This window comes from Streptomyces sp. NPDC048270, from assembly GCF_040652335.1.
Classification (GTDB): domain Bacteria; phylum Actinomycetota; class Actinomycetes; order Streptomycetales; family Streptomycetaceae; genus Streptomyces.
Window position 1 is genome coordinate 371,513 of the sequence record NZ_JBEZLV010000003.1, and the last position, 18,230, is coordinate 389,742.

The 18,230-nt window shown below is 71.5% G+C and carries 16 protein-coding genes and 1 pseudogene; 12 read left to right on the forward strand and 5 right to left on the reverse strand.

Annotated elements, in window-relative coordinates; translation table 11 throughout:
• Positions 1-197: 197 nt before the first annotated feature.
• The 5 genes from AB0D66_RS04935 (at position 198) to AB0D66_RS04955 (ending at position 6,379) form a co-directional block, all read left to right on the forward strand.
• Complete coding sequence (locus tag AB0D66_RS04935; protein WP_362296657.1) at positions 198-2,084, forward strand: acetolactate synthase large subunit; 1,887 nt, start codon at positions 198-200, stop codon at positions 2,082-2,084.
• Positions 2,085-2,115: 31 nt separating this feature from the next.
• Positions 2,116-2,640, forward strand: coding sequence for an acetolactate synthase small subunit (ilvN, locus tag AB0D66_RS04940; protein WP_069922074.1), 525 nt, complete (start codon positions 2,116-2,118; stop codon positions 2,638-2,640).
• Positions 2,641-2,725: 85 nt separating this feature from the next.
• On the forward strand, positions 2,726-3,727 hold the full coding sequence (gene ilvC, locus AB0D66_RS04945; RefSeq protein WP_362296661.1) for a ketol-acid reductoisomerase: 1,002 nt from the start codon (positions 2,726-2,728) through the stop codon (positions 3,725-3,727).
• A gap of 263 nt (positions 3,728-3,990) precedes the next feature.
• Entirely contained in the window at positions 3,991-5,580 is a 1,590-nt protein-coding gene (gene serA / locus AB0D66_RS04950) for a phosphoglycerate dehydrogenase (RefSeq protein WP_362296663.1), read from the forward strand.
• A 202-nt stretch (positions 5,581-5,782) separates the two neighbouring features.
• On the forward strand, positions 5,783-6,379 hold the full coding sequence (locus tag AB0D66_RS04955) for a TetR/AcrR family transcriptional regulator (protein ID WP_362296665.1): 597 nt from the start codon (positions 5,783-5,785) through the stop codon (positions 6,377-6,379).
• Positions 6,380-6,482: 103 nt separating this feature from the next.
• Here AB0D66_RS04955 and AB0D66_RS04960 read toward each other — a convergent pair whose 3' ends face one another.
• Together AB0D66_RS04960 and AB0D66_RS04965 are read right to left on the reverse strand one after the other, a co-directional pair.
• Complete coding sequence (locus AB0D66_RS04960; protein WP_362296668.1) at positions 6,483-7,460, reverse strand: NAD(P)-dependent alcohol dehydrogenase; 978 nt, start codon at positions 7,458-7,460, stop codon at positions 6,483-6,485.
• Positions 7,461-7,553: 93 nt separating this feature from the next.
• A complete protein-coding gene (locus tag AB0D66_RS04965; RefSeq protein ID WP_362296671.1) occupies positions 7,554-8,759 on the reverse strand; it encodes a helix-turn-helix domain-containing protein in 1,206 nt (401 codons plus the stop codon).
• Positions 8,760-8,919: 160 nt separating this feature from the next.
• Here AB0D66_RS04965 and AB0D66_RS04970 point away from each other — a divergent pair, with 160 nt between their 5' ends.
• Both AB0D66_RS04970 and pruA read left to right on the forward strand, forming a co-directional pair.
• Complete coding sequence (locus tag AB0D66_RS04970; RefSeq protein ID WP_362296675.1) at positions 8,920-9,846, forward strand: proline dehydrogenase family protein; 927 nt, start codon at positions 8,920-8,922, stop codon at positions 9,844-9,846.
• A gap of 31 nt (positions 9,847-9,877) precedes the next feature.
• A complete protein-coding gene (gene pruA, locus AB0D66_RS04975) occupies positions 9,878-11,509 on the forward strand; it encodes an L-glutamate gamma-semialdehyde dehydrogenase (protein WP_362296678.1) in 1,632 nt (543 codons plus the stop codon).
• Positions 11,510-11,581: 72 nt separating this feature from the next.
• On the opposite strand, the gene AB0D66_RS04980 is transcribed toward pruA, so the two are convergent.
• Entirely contained in the window at positions 11,582-12,283 is a 702-nt protein-coding gene (locus AB0D66_RS04980; RefSeq protein WP_362296681.1) for a nitroreductase family protein, read from the reverse strand.
• Between the two features lie 110 nt (positions 12,284-12,393).
• Here AB0D66_RS04980 and AB0D66_RS04985 point away from each other — a divergent pair, with 110 nt between their 5' ends.
• Both AB0D66_RS04985 and AB0D66_RS04990 read left to right on the forward strand, forming a co-directional pair.
• On the forward strand, positions 12,394-12,912 hold the full coding sequence (locus tag AB0D66_RS04985; RefSeq protein WP_362296684.1) for an SMI1/KNR4 family protein: 519 nt from the start codon (positions 12,394-12,396) through the stop codon (positions 12,910-12,912).
• Entirely contained in the window at positions 12,912-13,448 is a 537-nt protein-coding gene (locus AB0D66_RS04990; protein WP_362296687.1) for a GNAT family N-acetyltransferase, read from the forward strand. The genes AB0D66_RS04985 and AB0D66_RS04990 overlap by 1 nt, the downstream gene beginning before the upstream one ends.
• Before the next feature lie 10 nt (positions 13,449-13,458).
• Here the strand turns inward: AB0D66_RS04990 and AB0D66_RS04995 are convergent, their stop codons facing one another.
• Together AB0D66_RS04995 and AB0D66_RS05000 are read right to left on the reverse strand one after the other, a co-directional pair.
• Positions 13,459-15,489, reverse strand: coding sequence for a phosphocholine-specific phospholipase C (locus tag AB0D66_RS04995; RefSeq protein WP_362296690.1), 2,031 nt, complete (start codon positions 15,487-15,489; stop codon positions 13,459-13,461).
• A 119-nt stretch (positions 15,490-15,608) separates the two neighbouring features.
• Positions 15,609-16,622 carry an NADP-dependent oxidoreductase gene (locus AB0D66_RS05000; RefSeq protein ID WP_362296693.1) on the reverse strand — a complete coding sequence of 338 codons (1,014 nt, stop codon included), beginning with the start codon at positions 16,620-16,622 and terminating at the stop codon, positions 15,609-15,611.
• 99 nt (positions 16,623-16,721) lie between these two features.
• Here AB0D66_RS05000 and AB0D66_RS05005 point away from each other — a divergent pair, with 99 nt between their 5' ends.
• From AB0D66_RS05005 to AB0D66_RS05015, 3 genes and pseudogenes are all read left to right on the forward strand, one after another.
• Positions 16,722-17,606, forward strand: coding sequence for a LysR family transcriptional regulator (locus AB0D66_RS05005; protein WP_362296696.1), 885 nt, complete (start codon positions 16,722-16,724; stop codon positions 17,604-17,606).
• Between the two features lie 260 nt (positions 17,607-17,866).
• Positions 17,867-17,998 carry a hypothetical protein gene (locus tag AB0D66_RS05010; RefSeq protein WP_279628693.1) on the forward strand — a complete coding sequence of 44 codons (132 nt, stop codon included), beginning with the start codon at positions 17,867-17,869 and terminating at the stop codon, positions 17,996-17,998.
• A 113-nt stretch (positions 17,999-18,111) separates the two neighbouring features.
• A pseudogene (locus AB0D66_RS05015) lies at positions 18,112-18,230 on the forward strand (3-isopropylmalate dehydrogenase); the annotation flags it as partial.

Below are 18,230 nucleotides of genomic sequence, written 5' to 3' on the forward strand. Positions count from 1 at the left end.
CTCCCGCCGGAGGGAGGGTCAGTGCCATGCGCACCCGAATTCTCGTACTTGGAAAGCGCGTCGGCTGAGGCTGGGACCAGCATGTCCCCGCTCAACGCACCCGACGCGCTCCCCTCGCTTGCCTCCCGGCACGAGGGGTTTTTTGTTGCACTGGCACAGAGTCGAATCCTCGTAAAACCCTCAGCTTCGAGAAGAGAATGCCGATGACCGAGCAGGCCACCGGGGCCCACCATCCGCAGCCGCGGCCCCGTTCCGGCGGACAGCAGTCCGCCGCAGTTGAGCACGTCACGGGTGCGCAGTCCCTCATCCGCTCTCTCGAAGAGGTGGGGTGCGACACCGTCTTCGGCATTCCGGGCGGCGCCATCCTCCCCGCGTACGACCCGATGATGGACTCGAAGAAGGTCCGTCACATCCTGGTCCGCCACGAGCAGGGGGCCGGCCACGCCGCCACCGGCTACGCGCAGGCCACCGGCAAGGTCGGCGTGTGCATGGCCACCTCCGGCCCGGGTGCCACGAACCTGGTCACCCCGATCGCCGACGCGCACATGGACTCCGTCCCGCTCGTCGCCATCACCGGCCAGGTCTCCTCCAAGGCGATCGGCACCGACGCCTTCCAGGAGGCGGACATCGTCGGCATCACCATGCCGATCACCAAGCACAACTTCCTGGTCACCAAGGCCGAGGACATCCCGCGGACGATCGCGGAGGCCTTCCACATCGCCTCCACCGGCCGCCCCGGCCCGGTCCTGGTCGACATCGCCAAGGACGCCCTGCAGGCGAAGACCACCTTCGCGTGGCCGCCCGCCCAGGACCTGCCCGGCTACCGGCCGGTCACCAAGCCGCACGCCAAGCAGATCCGCGAGGCCGCGAAGCTCATCTGCCAGGCCAAGCGCCCGGTCCTGTACGTCGGCGGCGGCGTCATGAAGTCCGGCGCCACCGCCGAGCTGAAGGTCCTCGCCGAGCTGACCGGGGTCCCGGTCTGTACCACCCTGATGGCCCTCGGCTCCTTCCCCGACAGCCACCCGCTGCACGTCGGCATGCCCGGCATGCACGGCAGCGTCACCGGCGTCACCGCGCTGCAGAAGTCGGACCTGCTGATCGCGCTCGGCACCCGCTTCGACGACCGCGTCACCGGCAAGCTCGACAGCTTCGCCCCCTTCGCCAAGATCATCCACGCGGACATCGACCCGGCCGAGATCGGCAAGAACCGCGCGGTCGACGTCCCGATCGTCGGCGACGCCCGCGAGGTCATCGCCGACCTGATCCAGGCCGTCCAGGCCGAGCACACCGAGGGCCACGCCGGCGACTACACCGCCTGGTGGAGCGACCTCAACCGCTGGCGCGAGACGTACCCCCTGGGCTACGACCTGCCCGCGGACGGCAGCCTCTCGCCGCAGCAGGTCATCGAGCGGATCGGCGCGCTCGCGCCGAAGGGCACGGTCTTCGCGGCCGGTGTCGGCCAGCACCAGATGTGGGCCTCGCACTTCGTGAAGTACGAGGAGCCCCGCACCTGGCTGAACTCCGGCGGCGCCGGAACCATGGGCTACGCGGTCCCGGCCGCGATGGGCGCCAAGGTCGGCATGCCCGAGCGCACGGTCTGGGCGATCGACGGAGACGGCTGCTTCCAGATGACCAATCAGGAACTGGTCACCTGCGCGCTGAACAACATCCCGATCAAGGTCGCGATCATCAACAACGGCGCGCTGGGCATGGTCCGCCAGTGGCAGACGCTGTTCTACAACCAGCGCTACTCGAACACCGTGCTCCACGCGGACGAGACCGGCCACGACACCGTCGGCTCCCAGCTCGGCGAGTCCGTCGCCCCCCGCAAGGGCACCCGCGTCCCGGACTTCGTCAAGCTGTCCGAGGCCATGGGCTGCGTCGCCCTGCGCTGCGAGGACCCGGCCGACCTCGACAAGGTCATCGCCGAGGCCAACGCGATCAACGACCGTACGGTCGTCATCGACTTCATCGTCCACGAGGACGCCATGGTGTGGCCGATGGTCGCCGCCGGCACCTCCAACGACGAGGTCCTGGCAGCCCGGGGCGTCCGTCCCGACTTCGGCGACAACGAAGACGACTGAGCCGAGAGAGCCGAGAGAGAGAACGCCTCACATGTCCAAGCACACGCTCTCCGTCCTGGTCGAGAACACGCCCGGCATCCTCGCCCGGATCGCCGCCCTGTTCTCCCGCCGCGGGTTCAACATCGACTCCCTCGCGGTCGGTGTCACCGAGCACCCCGACATCTCCCGCATCACCATCGTCGTGAACGTCGAGGACCTCCCGCTGGAGCAGGTGACCAAGCAGCTCAACAAGCTGGTCAACGTGCTCAAGATCGTCGAGCTGGAGCCGCACAACGCGATCGAGCGCGAACTCGTCCTGGTGAAGGTCCGCGCCGACAACGAGACCCGCTCGCAGATCGTCGAGATCGTCCAGCTGTTCCGCGCCAAGACGGTCGACGTCTCCCCGGAGGCCGTCACCATCGAGGCCACCGGCGGTACCGACAAGCTCGGCGCGATGCTCAAGATGCTGGAACCCTTCGGCATCAAGGAGCTCGTGCAGTCCGGCACCATCGCCATAGGGCGTGGCGGACGGTCCATCACGGACCGCAGCCTGCGCGCGCTCGACCGCAGCGCCTGACGTTCGCATCGCGAGACCGAGAAACTCAGATTCCGTTCCCCGCCGTACGGTGGGAGCAACACCAGCGCACCAAGGAGATATCCCAGTGGCCGAGCTGTTCTACGAGAACGACGCCGACCTGTCCATCATCCAGGGCCGCAAGGTCGCGGTCATCGGTTACGGCAGCCAGGGCCACGCCCACGCGCTGTCGCTCCGTGACTCCGGCGTCGACGTCGTCGTCGGCCTGAAGGAGGGCTCGAAGTCCAAGGCCAAGGCCGAGGAGCAGGGCCTGAAGGTCCTCCCGGTGGCCGAGGCCGCCGAATGGGCGAACGTCATCATGATCCTGACCCCGGACCCGCTCCAGGCCGAGATCTACGAGGAGTCCATCAAGGACCACCTCAAGGAGGGTGACGCGCTCTTCTTCGGCCACGGCTTCAACGTCCGCTACGGCTTCATCAAGCCCCCGGCCAACGTGGACGTCGCCCTGGTCGCGCCGAAGGGCCCGGGCCACCTGGTCCGCCGCCAGTACGAGGAGGGCCGCGGCGTTCCGTGTATCGCGGCCGTCGAGCAGGACCACTCGGGCAACGCCTTCGCCCTCGCGCTCTCGTACGCGGCCGGCATCGGCGGCACCCGCGCCGGCGTCATCAAGACCACCTTCACCGAGGAGACCGAGACCGACCTGTTCGGTGAGCAGGCCGTCCTCTGCGGTGGTGCCTCCGCGCTGGTCAAGGCCGGTTTCGAGACCCTGACCGAGGCCGGTTACCAGCCGGAGATCGCCTACTTCGAGTGCCTGCACGAGCTGAAGCTCATCGTGGACCTCATGTACGAGGGCGGCCTGGAGAAGATGCGCTGGTCGGTCTCCGAGACCGCCGAGTGGGGCGACTACATCACCGGTCCCCGCATCATCACCGACGCCACCAAGGCCGAGATGAAGCAGGTCCTCGCGGAGATCCAGAGCGGCGAGTTCGCCAACACCTGGATGGCCGAGTACAAGGCCGGTCTGCCGAAGTACAACGAGTACAAGAAGGCCGACGAGGCACACCTGCTCGAGACCACCGGCAAGAAGCTGCGCAAGCTGATGAGCTGGGTCGACAGCAGCGAGAGCTGATCGGGTGGGCGGCGGGGCCGGGACGGTGCGTTCCGGCCCCGCCGCACATGACCGGACGGCCGCGCGACAGCCCGGCTTGTCCAAGGCGGCCAACCACGGACGGGTGATCCTTCCGTACAGGCGGAAATCCGGTCCGCCGCCGCCACTACACTGCTCAACACAACGCGTCAGGCCCACAGTGTCGTGCGTCTTCCACGCGGCTACCCCCTCCACCGCCTGCGGCCGTCGGGACGGCCGTCCGCACTGGACCTGTGAGGACCCACGTGAGCTCGAAACCTGTCGTACTCATCGCCGAAGAGCTGTCGCCCGCCACCGTGGAGGCGCTCGGCCCCGACTTCGAGATCCGGCACTGCAACGGCGCCGACCGCGCCGAGCTGCTGCCCGCGATCGTCGACGTCGACGCGATCCTCGTCCGCTCCGCGACCAAGGTCGATGCCGAGGCCATCGCCGCCGCCAAGAAGCTGCGGGTCGTCGCCCGCGCCGGCGTCGGCCTGGACAACGTCGACGTCTCCGCCGCCACCAAGGCCGGCGTGATGGTCGTGAACGCGCCGACCTCCAACATCGTGACCGCCGCCGAGCTCGCCTGCGGGCTGCTCGTCGCCTCCGCCCGCAACATCCCGCAGGCCAACACCGCCCTGAAGAACGGCGAGTGGAAGCGGAACAAGTACACGGGCGTCGAGCTCAGCGAGAAGACCCTCGGCGTCGTCGGCCTCGGCCGCATCGGCGTGCTGGTCGCGCAGCGCATGTCGGCCTTCGGTATGAAGATCGTTGCGTACGACCCCTACGTACAGCCCGCGCGCGCCGCTCAGATGGGCGTCAAGATGCTGACGCTCGACGAGCTGCTGGAGGTCGCCGACTTCATCACCGTGCACCTGCCCAAGACCCCCGAGACCCTCGGTCTCATCGGGAACGAGGCCCTGCACAAGGTGAAGCCGTCCGTCCGCATCGTCAACGCCGCACGTGGCGGGATCGTGGACGAGGCCGCGCTGTACTCGGCCATCAAGGAGGGCCGGGTCGCCGGCGCCGGCCTCGACGTGTACGCGAAGGAGCCCTGCACGGACTCCCCGCTGTTCGAGCTCGACCAGGTCGTCTGCACCCCGCACCTCGGCGCGTCCACGGACGAGGCCCAGGAGAAGGCCGGCATCGCCGTCGCCAAGTCGGTGCGCCTCGCCCTCGCCGGCGAGCTCGTGCCGGACGCGGTCAACGTCCAGGGCGGCGTGATCGCCGAGGACGTCCGGCCCGGCCTGCCGCTCGCCGAGAAGCTCGGCCGCATCTTCACCGCCCTCGCGGGCGAGGTCGCGGTCCGCCTCGACGTCGAGGTCTGCGGCGAGATCACCCAGCACGATGTGAAGGTGCTCGAACTCTCCGCGCTCAAGGGCGTCTTCGAGGACGTCGTCGACGAGACGGTCTCCTACGTCAACGCCCCGCTGTTCGCGCAGGAGCGCGGTGTCGAGGTGCGCCTGACCACGAGCTCGGAGTCCCCGGACCACCGCAACGTGGTCACCGTCCGCGGCACCCTCTCCGACGGCCAGGAGGTCTCGGTCTCCGGCACGCTCGCGGGCCCGAAGCACCTGCAGAAGATCGTCGGCATCGGCGAGTACGACGTGGACCTGGCGCTCGCCGACTACATGGTCGTGCTGCGCTACACCGACCGCCCGGGCGTGGTCGGCAAGGTCGGCCAGCTCCTCGGCGAGGCCGGTCTGAACATCGCGGGCATGCAGGTCGCCCGCGCGGAGGAGCACGGAGAGGCGCTCGCCGTGCTGACGGTCGACGCCGAGGTCCCGGCGAACGTCCTCGCGGACATCGCCGCCGAGATCGGCGCCGTCTCGGCGCGCACGGTCAGCCTCGGCTGATCCGCGGGAACCGCAGGAAGGGCCCGGGGGAGTTCCCCCGGGCCCTTCCGCGTCGTACGTACGGCCCGGGCGGCGCGCCCCCGTCGGCGCGATCGTGAATGCTCGGCTGTGACGGTTGTATGGAACGGCTGTCTGGGACTGCTGTCTGGGACTGCTGTCTGGGGCGCCCGTCTGAGACGCCCGTCTTGTTACGGTGGGCGGCATGGGACATCGTGAGGACCTGCTCGAAGGTGCCAAGAAGTGCCTGGTCGAGAAGGGGTTCGTGCACACCACGGCGCGGGACCTCGTGAAGGCCTCGGGCGCGAACCTGGCCTCCATCGGCTACCACTACGGCTCGAAGGACGCGCTGCTCGCCCAGGCCTTCACCGCCCTGATGCAGGAGCTGGGAGAGGTCTTCCAGGACGGCGTGGAGGGCGGGGGCGGCTCGCTGGAGCGGTTCCACGCGGTCTGGGAGGGGCTCCTCGCCCACCGGGAGGCGGCCGGTCCGGTCTGGTCGGCGGGCCTGGAGGTCGCCCTGGCCGGCGACCGGATGCCGCAGCTGCGGGAACTGCTCGCGGCCTCGCAGGTTGAGGGCCGCCGCGGCCTGGTCGCGATGCTCACCGGGACCCCGCTGGAGGAGGTCACCGAGCGGCAGGAGCGGACGCTGGGCTCCTTCTACCAGGCGCTGCTCAACGGCCTGATGGTCCAGTGGCTGCTGGACCCGAAGTCGGCGGCGAGCGCGGAGGAGTTCACCGAGGGCATGCGGGCGGCCGCGGCCGCGCTGGCGCGCCCGGAGCCCGCGGCGCAGCCCGAGCGGTAGGCCGAGGGCCGGCCGGGCCGCCGGCCCTCGCGCCAGCCCGGGCGGGAGCACGCCGCGCACCGGTGGCGGGGGCAGCCCGGCCGATCTGCCCGCGGGGCGGCCTTCACACCGTGACGACGACCTTCGCGCGGGCGTGGTCCACTTCCAGGTGGCGGACGGCCTCGGCCGCCTCGGCGAGCCGATAGGTGCGCTCGACGGCCGGGGAGACCTCCCCGCGCTCGACGAGCTCCGCCAGCGCCTCCAGGTTCTCCCGGTTCGGCTCCGCCGTCAGGACCAGCAGCCGCCGGCGGCCGGCGAACGGGGACAGCGCCCGCCCCTTGAGGAGGAGCCCCAACGGGCCGAACAGGCTGCCGCCCTCCGAAACGCCGCCTCCGGACAGGACCAGCGTGCCCGCGGGTACCAGTGCCCGTCTGAGCCCGGCCAGCGAACGGTTCCCCACCAGGTCGAACACCACGTCGTAGCGCGGTCCGCCGCGGGTGAAGTCCTCGCGGGCGTAGTCGACGACGTGGTCCGCCCCGAGCGATCGGACCAGGTCCGCGTTCCGCGCGCTGCACACCCCGGTCACCTCCGCCCCGAACGCCTTGGCGATCTGAACGGCGAACGTCCCGACGCCGCCTGACGCACCGTTGACCAGGACCCGCTGCCCCGCCCGCACCCGCCCCAGATCGCGCAGGCCCGTCAGGGCGGTGCTCCCCGCCAGCGGCAGCGCCGCGGCCTGCTCGAACGACAGGCCGGGCGGCTTCACGGCGACCACGTCCTGAGAGGCGCACACGTACTCGGCGAACGTCCCCTCGGCCTCGCCGAACACCTCGTCACCGGGGCTCAGCCGGGTCACGCCCCGGCCCACCGCCTCCACCCGGCCCGCGAAGTCCGTGCCGCGGATCCGCTGCTTCGGCCGGGTCAGCCCGAGGACCAGCCGGGCCGCGTACGGGTCGCCCCGCATCAGGTGCCAGTCGCGCGCGTTGACGGCGGCCGCGTGCACCCGGACCAGTACCTCGTGCTCGCCGGCGGCCGGTTTCTCGACCTCCCCGAACTCCAGCACATCGGGTGGGCCGTACCGGTCCTGGACGATCGCCTTCATCGGGCCTCCGTAGTCACCTGCCCGCGACGGTAGGCGAGAGACGGCGGGCCGGGCATCGGGGAAGCCCCCTAGGGCCCGCCCCGGGGGAGGACCTCAGGCCAGGCGCGCGGCCTTGAGCGCCATGTGCAGCAGCAGCCGGTCCTCGCCCTCGTCCAGGTCGAGGCCGGTCAGCTGCTCCACCCGGCCCAGCCGGTAGTACAGCGTCTGCCGGTGGATGCCCAGGGCCGCCGCGGCGCGGCCGGCCTGGCCGGCGCAGTCCAGGAACACCTCCGCGGTGCGGGCGAGTTCGCGGTGGGCCGGGCCCAGCAGGGCGCGCGTCGCCGGGTCGTCCACCGGCCCGGCGGCCACGGCCGCCAGCAGCCGGTAGGGGCCGATCTGCGCCCAGCGGGCGACGGGGCCCAGCCCGGGCTGCGCGACGGCCGCCCGGGCCGCCGCGACGGCCTGCTCCCAGGCGGCGGGCAGCTCGGACAGGGCCCGGACCGGGTCGGCGACCCCGGCCGTCGCCGCCCGCTGCCGCGGGTCCGCGGCCCCGGCCCGCGGCAGCAGCCGCTCCATCGCCGCCACGGCGGGAGCCAGCGCGTCGCCCGAGCGGAGCCTCAGCAGGACGGCCAGGGCCGGGGCGCGCCCGGACGGCGTACGGCCTGCGGCGCCGCCGGAGCCGTCCGCGTCGCCCGGGCCGGACCCGCCGGGGACCACGCACAGCGCCGCGGCGCCCGGCACCGACGCCGGGGCCTCCCCGGACCACGGCGCCACGCACACCGCCGCGTGCAGGCCCTCGGCGGCGGGGCCCAGGGCGACCCGCAGCGCGGCCACCGCCATGTCCTGCTGCCAGCCCCGGGCGGCCGTGAGCACCGCCAGGAACTCCCGCGAGAGGTCGGCCCCCGCCTTCGCCTCCTCGTCGAGCAGGATCCCGATGCGCTGGGCCACCTCCATGGCCGCGGCCAGCTCCGCCGGCCCCGGGCCGGGATCCTGGTCCAGCAGCCACACGTAGCCCTGCACGATCCCCCGCCGCCGCACCGGCAGGCAGAGCCGCCCCCGGAAGACCCCGGCCTCGGGCGCCGCCGGGATGTGCACCGGGCCGGTCGCCCGGGCGATGCCGAAGCCCTCGAACCAGGACCGGACCGCCGCCGTGGACTGCCTGGTCAGGATCGAGCGGGTCCGCACCGGGTCCATGGCCTGGTCGTCGTCGCTGTCGTGCGCACCGAAGGCGATCAGCCGGAAGTCCCGGTTCTCCAGCGTCGCCGGTGCGCCCAGCAGCGCCGAGATCTCGTCCACCAGGTCCTGGTAATCGCCCTTCACCCGGACATTCTCCCACCCCGGACCGCCCCCTTCAGACAGATGTATGAGATCCGGGACACGGATGCGTGACAGCTGTCGATGGCAGAGGATCAAACCGATCCTTAGGTTTCACGGTGGTTTTACTTGCGCTTTTCTTCTGCCACCCGCTGGAGGTGCACCCGTGCTGGGTCCCGTGATCCTCGCCGCTTCACGCAGCGACAAAATGCGCCGTATCGTCTCTGCCGCTCCGGTGACCAAGCCCGTGGTGAACCGGTTCATCCCGGGCGAGACCGTCGACCAGGTGATCCCGATCGTCGAGGAGCTCACGCGCAGCGGCCTCGAGGTCACCCTCGACGTCGTCGGCGAGGACATCACCGAGGTGGCGCAGTCGCACGCCGCCCGGGACGCCTACCTCCAGCTCATCGGGCGCCTCGAAAAGCTCGGCCTCGGCGAGACCGTCGAGATGTCCGTCAAGCTGTCGATGTTCGGCCAGGCGCTGGAGGGCGGCCACGAGCTCGCGCTCGCCAACGTCCGCCCGGTCGTCGAGGCCGCCGCCGCCATCGGCACCACCGTGACCCTCGACGCCGAGGACCACACCACCCTCGACTCGATGTTCGCCATCCACGAGGAGCTGCGCCGGGACTTCCCGCAGACCGGCTGCGTCATCCAGGCCTACCTCTTCCGCACGGAGGCCGACGCCCGCCGCCTGGCCGCCGCCGGCAGCCGCGTGCGGATCGTGAAGGGCGCCTACAAGGAGCCCGCCGAGGTCGCCTACCAGGACAAGGCCGAGATCGACAAGGCGTACGTCCGGATCATGAAGATCCTGATGGACGGCGAGGGCTACCCGATGATCGGGTCCCACGACCCGCGGCTCATCGCCATCGGCCAGGAGCTCGCCCGCCAGGCCGGGCGCAAACTGGACGAGTACGAGTTCCAGATGCTGTACGGCATCCGCAGCGAGGAGCACCTGCGGCTCGCCGCCGAGGGCCACCGGATGCGGGTGTACACCGCGTACGGGACGGACTGGTACGGCTACTTCATGCGCCGCCTCGCGGAGAAGCCGGCCAACCTCCTGTTCTTCCTCCGCTCGATGATCACCAAGAACTAGCCAAGAACTAGGTCAAGGAGTTACCAGCCCCATGGATGCTGTGACCCAGGTCCCCGCGCCGGTCAACGAGCCGGTCCACTCGTACGCCCCCGGCAGCCCGGAGCGCCAGCGGCTCGAGGTGCAGCTCAAGCAGCTGTCCGAGAACCCGATCGACCTCCCGATGACGATCAACGGCGTCAAGCGGATGGGCGGCGGCGAGCGTTTCGACGTGGTCCAGCCGCACGACCACAAGTCGGTGCTCGGCACCTACGCCAACGCCACCGGAGCCGACGCGCAGGAGGCCATCGACGCCGCCCTCGCCGCCGCCCCGGCCTGGCGCTCGATGTCCTTCGACGACCGCGCCGCGATCATCCTGCGCGCCGCCGAGCTGCTGTCCGGCCCGTGGCGCGAGAAGCTCGCCGCCTCGACCATGCTGGGCCAGTCGAAGACCGCCCAGCAGGCCGAGATCGACACCCCCTGCGAGCTCGTCGACTTCTGGCGCTTCAACGTCCACTTCGCCCGCCAGATCATGGCCGAGCAGCCGGTCGCGAACTCCGCCGGCGTGTGGAACCGCAGCGACCACCGCCCGCTCGAGGGCTTCGTCTACGCGATCACGCCGTTCAACTTCACGGCCATCGCGGGCAACCTGCCGACCGCCCCCGCCCTGATGGGCAACGTGGTCCTGTGGAAGCCGTCCCCGACGCAGACCCACTCCGCGGTCCTCCTCATGGAGCTCCTGGAGGAGGCCGGCCTGCCCAAGGGCGTCATCAACCTGGTCACCGGCGACGGCATCGCCGTCTCCGAGGTCGCCCTGAACCACCCCGAGCTGGCCGGCATCCACTTCACCGGCTCGACCAAGACCTTCCAGTACCTGTGGAAGACGGTCGGCAACAACATCGAGAAGTACAAGTCCTACCCGCGCCTGGTCGGCGAGACCGGCGGCAAGGACTTCGTCGTCGCGCACCCGTCCGCGGACCGCGCCGTCCTGAAGACCGCGCTGACCCGCGGCTCCTTCGAGTTCCAGGGCCAGAAGTGCTCGGCGTCCTCGCGCGCCTACGTCCCGGCCTCCATCTGGAACGACGGCTTCAAGGAGTCCTTCGCGGCCGAGGTCGACGGCATCGCCATGGGTGACGTCCGCGACCTGGCCAACTTCATCGGCGCCGTGATCGACGAGCGCTCCTTCGCGAAGAACAAGGCCGCGATCGACCGCGCCAAGGCCGACCCGACCTGCGAGATCATCGCGGGCGGCACGTACGACGACTCGGAGGGCTACTTCGTCCGCCCGACCGTCATCGCGTGCACCGACCCGGAGAACGAGGTCTTCACGACCGAGTACTTCGGCCCGATCCTCGCCGTGCATGTCTACGAGGACGCCGAGTTCGACGCGATGCTGGCCCAGATGGAGTCCGTCTCGGCGTACGCGCTGACCGGCTCGATCATCGCGGCGGACCGCTACGCGGCGGCGGACGCGATGGAGAAGCTCCGCTTCGCGGCGGGCAACTTCTACATCAACGACAAGTCCACCGGCGCCGTCGTCGGCCAGCAGCCCTTCGGCGGCGGCCGCGCCTCGGGCACCAACGACAAGGCGGGCGCCGCGACCAACCTGCAGCGCTGGACCTCGACCCGCTCCATCAAGGAGACCCTGGTCGCGCCGACCGAGTACGGCTACCCGCACATGGGCTGATCCGGCCCCGCTGAACCCCGCCCCCGCTCCGGTACCCCCAAGTCCGGAGCGGGGGCGGTCCCAGTTGCCCGGCTACACCTCGACGATGACCTGGTCCAGCGACTTGCGCACCAGGTCCGGGACCTCGCAGTCGGGCGCCGGGTAGCCGACCGGGATGACCGCGAAGGCCTTCTCGTTCTCCGGGCGGTCCAGGACGTGGGAGAGGAAGCGCATCGGGCTCGGCGTGTGGATCAGGGCCGCCAGGCCCGACAGGTGCAGGGCGGACAGCAGCATGCCGACCGCGATGCCGACCGACTCGTCGACGTAGTAGTGCTTGTGCTTGGCGCCGTCCGGGCCGAGCCAGTAGCGCTGCTGGAAGACGACGATCAGGGCCGGGGCGTCCGTGAGATGGGTCTTCACGGCGTCCGTGCCGAGGGGGCGCAGGGCCGCGAGCCACTCGTCGCCGAGCCGGCCGTCGTACGAGAGGGCCTCCTCCTGCTCGGCGGCCGCCCGGATCTCCCGGCGCACCGCCGGGTCCTTGACCAGGACGAAGGTCCAGGGCTGCTGGTGCGCCCCGGACGGCGCGGTCGCGGCGCACGCGATGGCGTCCCGGACGGCCTGTTCGGGAACCGGGTCGGGGGAGAAGTGGCGCACGGTCCGCCGCTGGTCCATGCGGGCCCGCAACGCGGCGGCGCGAGCGAGCGATTCGCCGCTCGCCATCCGCTCGGGCCGGTAGGGGGCGGGACGGTACGGCTGGCCGTGGATCGGGGTCCACTGCTGGGTATCGGGCGACATGCGGCGAGTCTGCCGAGGCAATGGTCCAGACCGCCAGAGCCGTGTCGGCCGATTCCGGCCGGTGGACGGCGCCCGGCGTCCGCAATGCGGTCCCTTGGTACGGTCCCGGAATGAGCGACTGGGACGCGGAAGCCGTACGGGCCCGTCTGCGGGCGAAGGTGATGCGGTACGAGCTGGCCGCGCCGCTCCCGGAGGCGGAGATCCGGGCCTTCGAGGCGGAGCACGGCATCCGGCTGCCCGAGGCGTACCGGTCGTTCGTCGCGACGGTCGGCGACGGCCCCGCGGGCCCGCACCACGGCCTGATGCCGCTGGTCACCCCGCGGCCGGAGGCCGATGACGACTGGGCGGTGGACGGGGAGTGGGAGGACGACCGGCGCCCGGGCCGGCTGGCCGCGCCCTGCCCGATCCGGGCACCCCGCCCGTTCGACGTGAACCGGAGGTTCGACGAGCGCGAGGGGCTGACCCTGGGCACGCTGGTGCTCGCCGAGCAGGGGTGCGGCATGTATTCGAGGCTGATCGTGAGCGGGCCGCTGGCCGGCCAGGTCTGGCACCTGGACCAGGACTTCGGGACCTGCCTGCCCGAGGGCCCGGACTTCCGCACCTGGTACACCGAGTGGCTGGAGCAGTGATGGACACGCGGACCGCGCACACGTCCGACCTGACGGGGCAGGAGCTCACGGAGGTCCGGGAGCTGCTGGACGCCGCCTTCGGCGGCGACTTCGGCGCCGACGACTTCGAGCACGCGCTCGGCGGGATGCACGTCCTGCTCCGCGAGGACGGGCAGCTCGTCGCGCACGGGAGCGTCGTGCAGCGCCGGGTCCTGTACGGGGGACGGGCACTGCGCGCCGGGTACGTCGAGGCGGTCGCGGTGGGGGCCGGCCACCGGCGGTGCGGGCTGGGCGGGCGGGTCATGGCCGAGTTGGAGCGGATCATCGCGCGGGCGTACGTCCTCGGGGCGCTGTCGGCGTCCGAGGACGGCGCCGGGCTGTACGAGGGCCGGGGATGGCAGGTCTGGGGCGGGCGGATCGGGGTCCTGGGGCCCGCCGGCCCCGAGCGGCTCCCCGAGGAGGAGGGCAGCACCTATCTGTGGGTGCCGCCCGGCGGGGCCCTGCCGGACCCCGCCGGGCGGCTCGACTTCGACTGGCGCGACGGGGACGTGCTGTAGGGGCCGGGGGTCAGGAGCCCGAGACGCTCGCGGTGCCCGACTCGATGTGGCCGGTGTAGCGGCGCGACCAGGTGCCGTCGGAGGAGGCCAGGACCGTGAAGTCGTACCAGCCGCTGCTGTACGCCACCGCGTTGAAGTGGTCCTCGCGCGAGGAGCCGGCCGGGACCGTGTAGGTCCACGGGCCGTCCGTGCGGTAGGCGTTGGAGCGGATCGTGAAGGTGACCGCGGCGGCCGAGGCGTTGGTCATCTTGAAGTAGAGCGCCGTCTTGCCCGTGCCCGGCTCGACCGCGAAGCGGGCCGCCACCTCCAGGTCCTTGCCCGGCTTCGCGGCGTCGCCGAGGAAGCGCCGCAGGAAGCGGTTCGGGCCGTACATCGAGATGTCGTACTTGCCCGAGCCGTGCCCGAGGCCGATGTTGAAGTAGTCCGTGGCCGCGGCGCCCGCGTCCACCGTGTACTGCCAGGCGGCCGTGTCCCGGTGCTGGTGCGGATGGATCGAGAAGTGCGCCGCCCGCTTCGCCTCCGCCCCCTGGTTGGTCATCGAGAACCAGGCCAGGATCTTGCCGGCCGCCCCGAACTCGAGCCGGTCGAGGTTGCCGTTGACCTGGTACGGCAGCGCCCGGGCCGGGCGCGTCCCCGGCTCCTGCGCCGGCAGGGCGTTGTCCTGCGGCACCGGATTGGGCAGCGGGGCGCAGGTGGACTGGCCGATCACCTTGGCGGTGGACGGCAGGCCCGCCGGGACCCCGTAGACCGGGTGCGCGAAGTCGAAGACGCCGGTCAGGTCGCCGGTCACCCTGCGGCGCCACGCGCTGATGTTCGGACAGGCGGCCGGGGTCCCGAGGGCGGCCGTCCACGTCTCCATGAACCGCAGCACCGAGGTGTGGTCGAAGACCTCCGAGCTCACCCAGCCGCCCCGCGTCCACGGGGACATGACGATCATCGGGACGCGGAAGCCGAGGCCGATCGGGGCGCCGTCCAGGTACTCGCCGGGGGTGCCGGGCGGGGCGGTGGGCGGCGGAACGTGGTCGAAGAAGCCGTCGTTCTCGTCGTAGTTGAGGAAGAGGACGGTCGAGTCGAAGACCTCGGCGTCGGCGGCGAGCGCCCGGTAGACGAGGTCGACGAAGTGCGCGCCGTCGCCCGGCGGGGCGTACGGGTGCTCGGAGAAGGCCTCGTTCGCCACGACCCAGGAGACCTGCGGGAGGGTGCCGGCGACGACGTCGGCGCGGATGGCGGCCGCGATGTCGTCGGGAGTGGAGCCGGTGACCCGCGGGACGGAGGACATACCGCGGTCGTGCAGCGGGCTGCCGGGGGCGGCGTCGGTGAACCTCTTGAAGTAGGCCAGCCCGTTGTCGCCGTAGTTGTCCTGGGCGTTCTGGTAGACCTTCCAGGTCATCCCGGCGCGCTGGAGGGCCTCCGCGTACGTCTCCCAGGTCAGCCCGGACTCGTCGCCGCCGTCCTTGCTGGAGGCGTCGATCCTGCCGCTCCACAGGAAGGTGCGGTTCGGGCCGGTCGCGCTGAGCGCGGAGCAGAAGTAGGCGTCGCAGACGGTGTAGTGGTCGGCGAGCCCGTAGTGGAAGGGTATGTCGCCCCGGTCCAGGAAGCCGAGGGTCCGGGTGTTGCCGACGCCGGTGACCCAGTTGTCCATCCGGCCCTTGTTCCAGGCTGCGTGCTGCGAGGTCCAGCTGTGCGGCAGGTCGCCGTTGCACTGGGCCAGGGTCTCGCCGTCGACCCCGCCCGCGGGCGGGGTCGAGCTCAGCTTCCACGGGTACTGGCGGCCGCCCCAGTTCGGCTGGTTGAACATGCCCCAGCCGCCCGGGATGTTTCCGGCGGCGCGGTCGCCGAAGCCGCGGACGCCCTTCAGCTTTCCGAAGTAGTGGTCGAAACTGCGGTTCTCCTGCATCAGGATCACCACGTGCCTCACATCGGTGATCGTGCCGGTCGCGGCGGCCGCGGCCGCCGACGTCGGCGTGATCGCGGGCAGGGCGGCACCGGCCATCAGCCCGGCGCCGATGCCCACGAATCCTCTGCGGCTGATGGGTGTCACTGCCTGCCCGCCTCCAACTCCAGTGCCCCGCTGGCACATTGACGGTCAGAGTGACGGGCCCGGCGCCAAAGGTCTACTCCCGTGCGGTAAGAAATCGGTGAACATCCGGGTGGCTGGAATCAGCTGTCGAGACGGACGAGCATCTTGCCCAGATTGTCCCCGCGGAGCATGCCCAGGAAGGCGTCCACCGTGCGGTCGAACCCCTGCACAACGGTGGTATCGGTATCGATCCGCCCACTGCGCAGATGGGGGACCAGGAAATCCTCCAGCTCCTCCTGCAGATTGGTGTGATTCCGAACCAATACGCCTTCCAGGCGCAGCGATTTGTGGACGACCTCGAAGAGGTTGCGGGGCGCGGCGGGGGAGCGGTCGCCGTTGTACGTGGAGATGGCGCCGACCCAGGCGATCCGCCCGTACTCGCGCAGCGCCTCGATGGCGCCCTCCAGATGGCCGCCGCCGACGTTGTCCACGTAGACGTCGATGCCGTCCGGCGCCGCCTCGGCGAGCTGCTCGGCGACGGGGCCGTCGTGGTAGTCGAAGGCCGCGTCGAATCCGAGGTGCCCGGTCAGGTGGCGGACCTTGGCCGCCGAGCCCGCGCTGCCGATGATCCGGCGGGCGCCGAGCAGCCGGGCGATGCGGCCGGTGGCGGTGCCGACCCCGCCCGCCGCGGCGGAGACGAACAGGTCCTCGCCCTCCCGCAGGGCCGCGGTGCGGGTCAGGGCGGCGTACGCGGTGAGTCCGGTGCCGCCGAGGAGGGACAGGTACGCCTCCAGCGGGACCCCCTCGTGGCCCCGCAGCTTGCGGGTTCCCTCCACCCCGAGGGTGACGACGGCGTGCGTGCGCCAGCCCTCGCGGTGGAAGACCAGGTCGCCCTCGGCCAGGCCCGGGTCGCGCGAGGCGATCACGCGGCCGACCGAGCGGCCCTCCAGCGGGGCGTTGAGCTCGAAGCCGCCCTCGCCGCCGTCCATCAGTCCGCGGTGGTACGGGTCCACGGAGAGCAGGAGGTTCTCCACGAGGGCGGTGCCGGGGCCCGGTTCCGGGACGGGGAAGGAGGTGAAGGCGAAGTCGGCGGCGGTGGGGAAACCGGCGGGGCGGGCGATCTGGTGGACGGCGCGGGCGGTGTTCGTGGTCATGGCGCAGACGCTAGGAAGGAATCTCCCGGCCGGGCAGGGGGTTGCGCTCATGGAAGCCGCACATGCATGAATGACGCTCATGGAACGAGGTGGGGGACGGTGTCGGAGCTCCTCCCGCAGGAACTGCGGGTCCTGGTCGCCGTCGCCGAGCGCGGCGGGTTCTCCGCCGCGGCCGCCGCGCTCGGGCTCACCCAGTCGGCCGTATCGCACTCCGTGCGCGGCAGCGAGGCCAAACTCGGGGCCGTGCTCTTCGAACGGGGCCGCACCGGGGCCTCGCCCACCCCGGCGGGGGAGCGGGCCGTCGGCCACGCCCGCCGGATCCTGCGGCTGTACGAGGTCATGGGTGCGGAGGTGCGCGGCGCGGGGCGGTCCGCGCCGGGCGGCGAGGGCCTGGCGGGCGTGCTGCGGATCGCTGCGTTCCGCAGTGCGGCCCTGCATCTGCTGCCGCCCGCCCTGGAGCGGCTCACGGCCCGGCACCCGGGGCTGCGCCCCGAGGTCCGGGTGGTGCGAGAACTCGGCGCGGGCACGGCCGGGGAGGTGGCCGCCGGCCGCGCCGACCTGGGGATCGCCACCCTGGGCGGGCCGGACGAGGCGCCGCCGGGCCTGCTGGCCGGGGTGCTCGCGGAGGAGGCGTACGCGCTGGTGCACCCGGCCGGGCACCCGGACCCGAAGGCGCTGCCCCTGCTGGACTGGGACGAGAACTGCGGCTCCTACACCCGGGCCTGGTGGCGGGAGCAGGACTGGATCCCGCGGGCCACCGTCAAGGCCGAGGACGACGGGATGGTGCTGACGATGGTCGGCCGCGGGCTCGGCATGGCGATCCTGCCGGAGCTGTCGCTGCGCGAGGCCGGCGAGGCGGTGCAGATCACCGATCTGGGGCCGCGGAGGCCGGTGAGGCGGGTGGGATACGTCACCACGCCGGAAGCCGCCGCGTCTCTCGCCGTACGGGCGCTGATCAGGGAACTCCGCTCCGAGAAGGGCTGAACCGGAGCTCCGGGAGGAGGCCTTCCGAGGGGTTCGGCGTCTCAGATAGTAGGAAGTCCGAGTAATTGCGGAGACATACAGCCGGACCTGCCCTAGCTTTGTAGGAGCCGAACGTCTCGCCGATCAGGCGAATGGTGGTCGAGAGCGCGCGCCCCCGGCAGGCAACCCCTGCGGCGCACTGCTCCCCGCCTCTTCCGGCGCCTTGAAGGAACCCCTCATCCGTGGCCCCGCCACGCCGTGATCTCAAGGAGTCGATCCACATGACCCCCACCACCGCCGCTGTCCGCCGCGTCCGCCACTCCTCCACCGCCGACGCCGACCGCCGCAACGCCGCCGCCGCCCTCCAGAGGGCTCTCGACCGCCGTGACAACGGCGGCGCGACCGGCCACTGAGCACGGCCGGACATCCGTCCGGTCCGCACGGGCCCCGGACATGTTGCGTCCCCATTGGTCCAGATGCTGGACGCAATATGTCTGAGGGCTGATACACGGAGTACGGTTTCGCCATGTCGACCAGCATCAATCTCGCAGTGATCCCCGGTGATGGCATCGGCCAGGAAGTCGTGGCTCAGGGACTCAAGGTCCTTACCGCGGTCCTGCCCCAGGATGTGAAGCTGGAGACCAA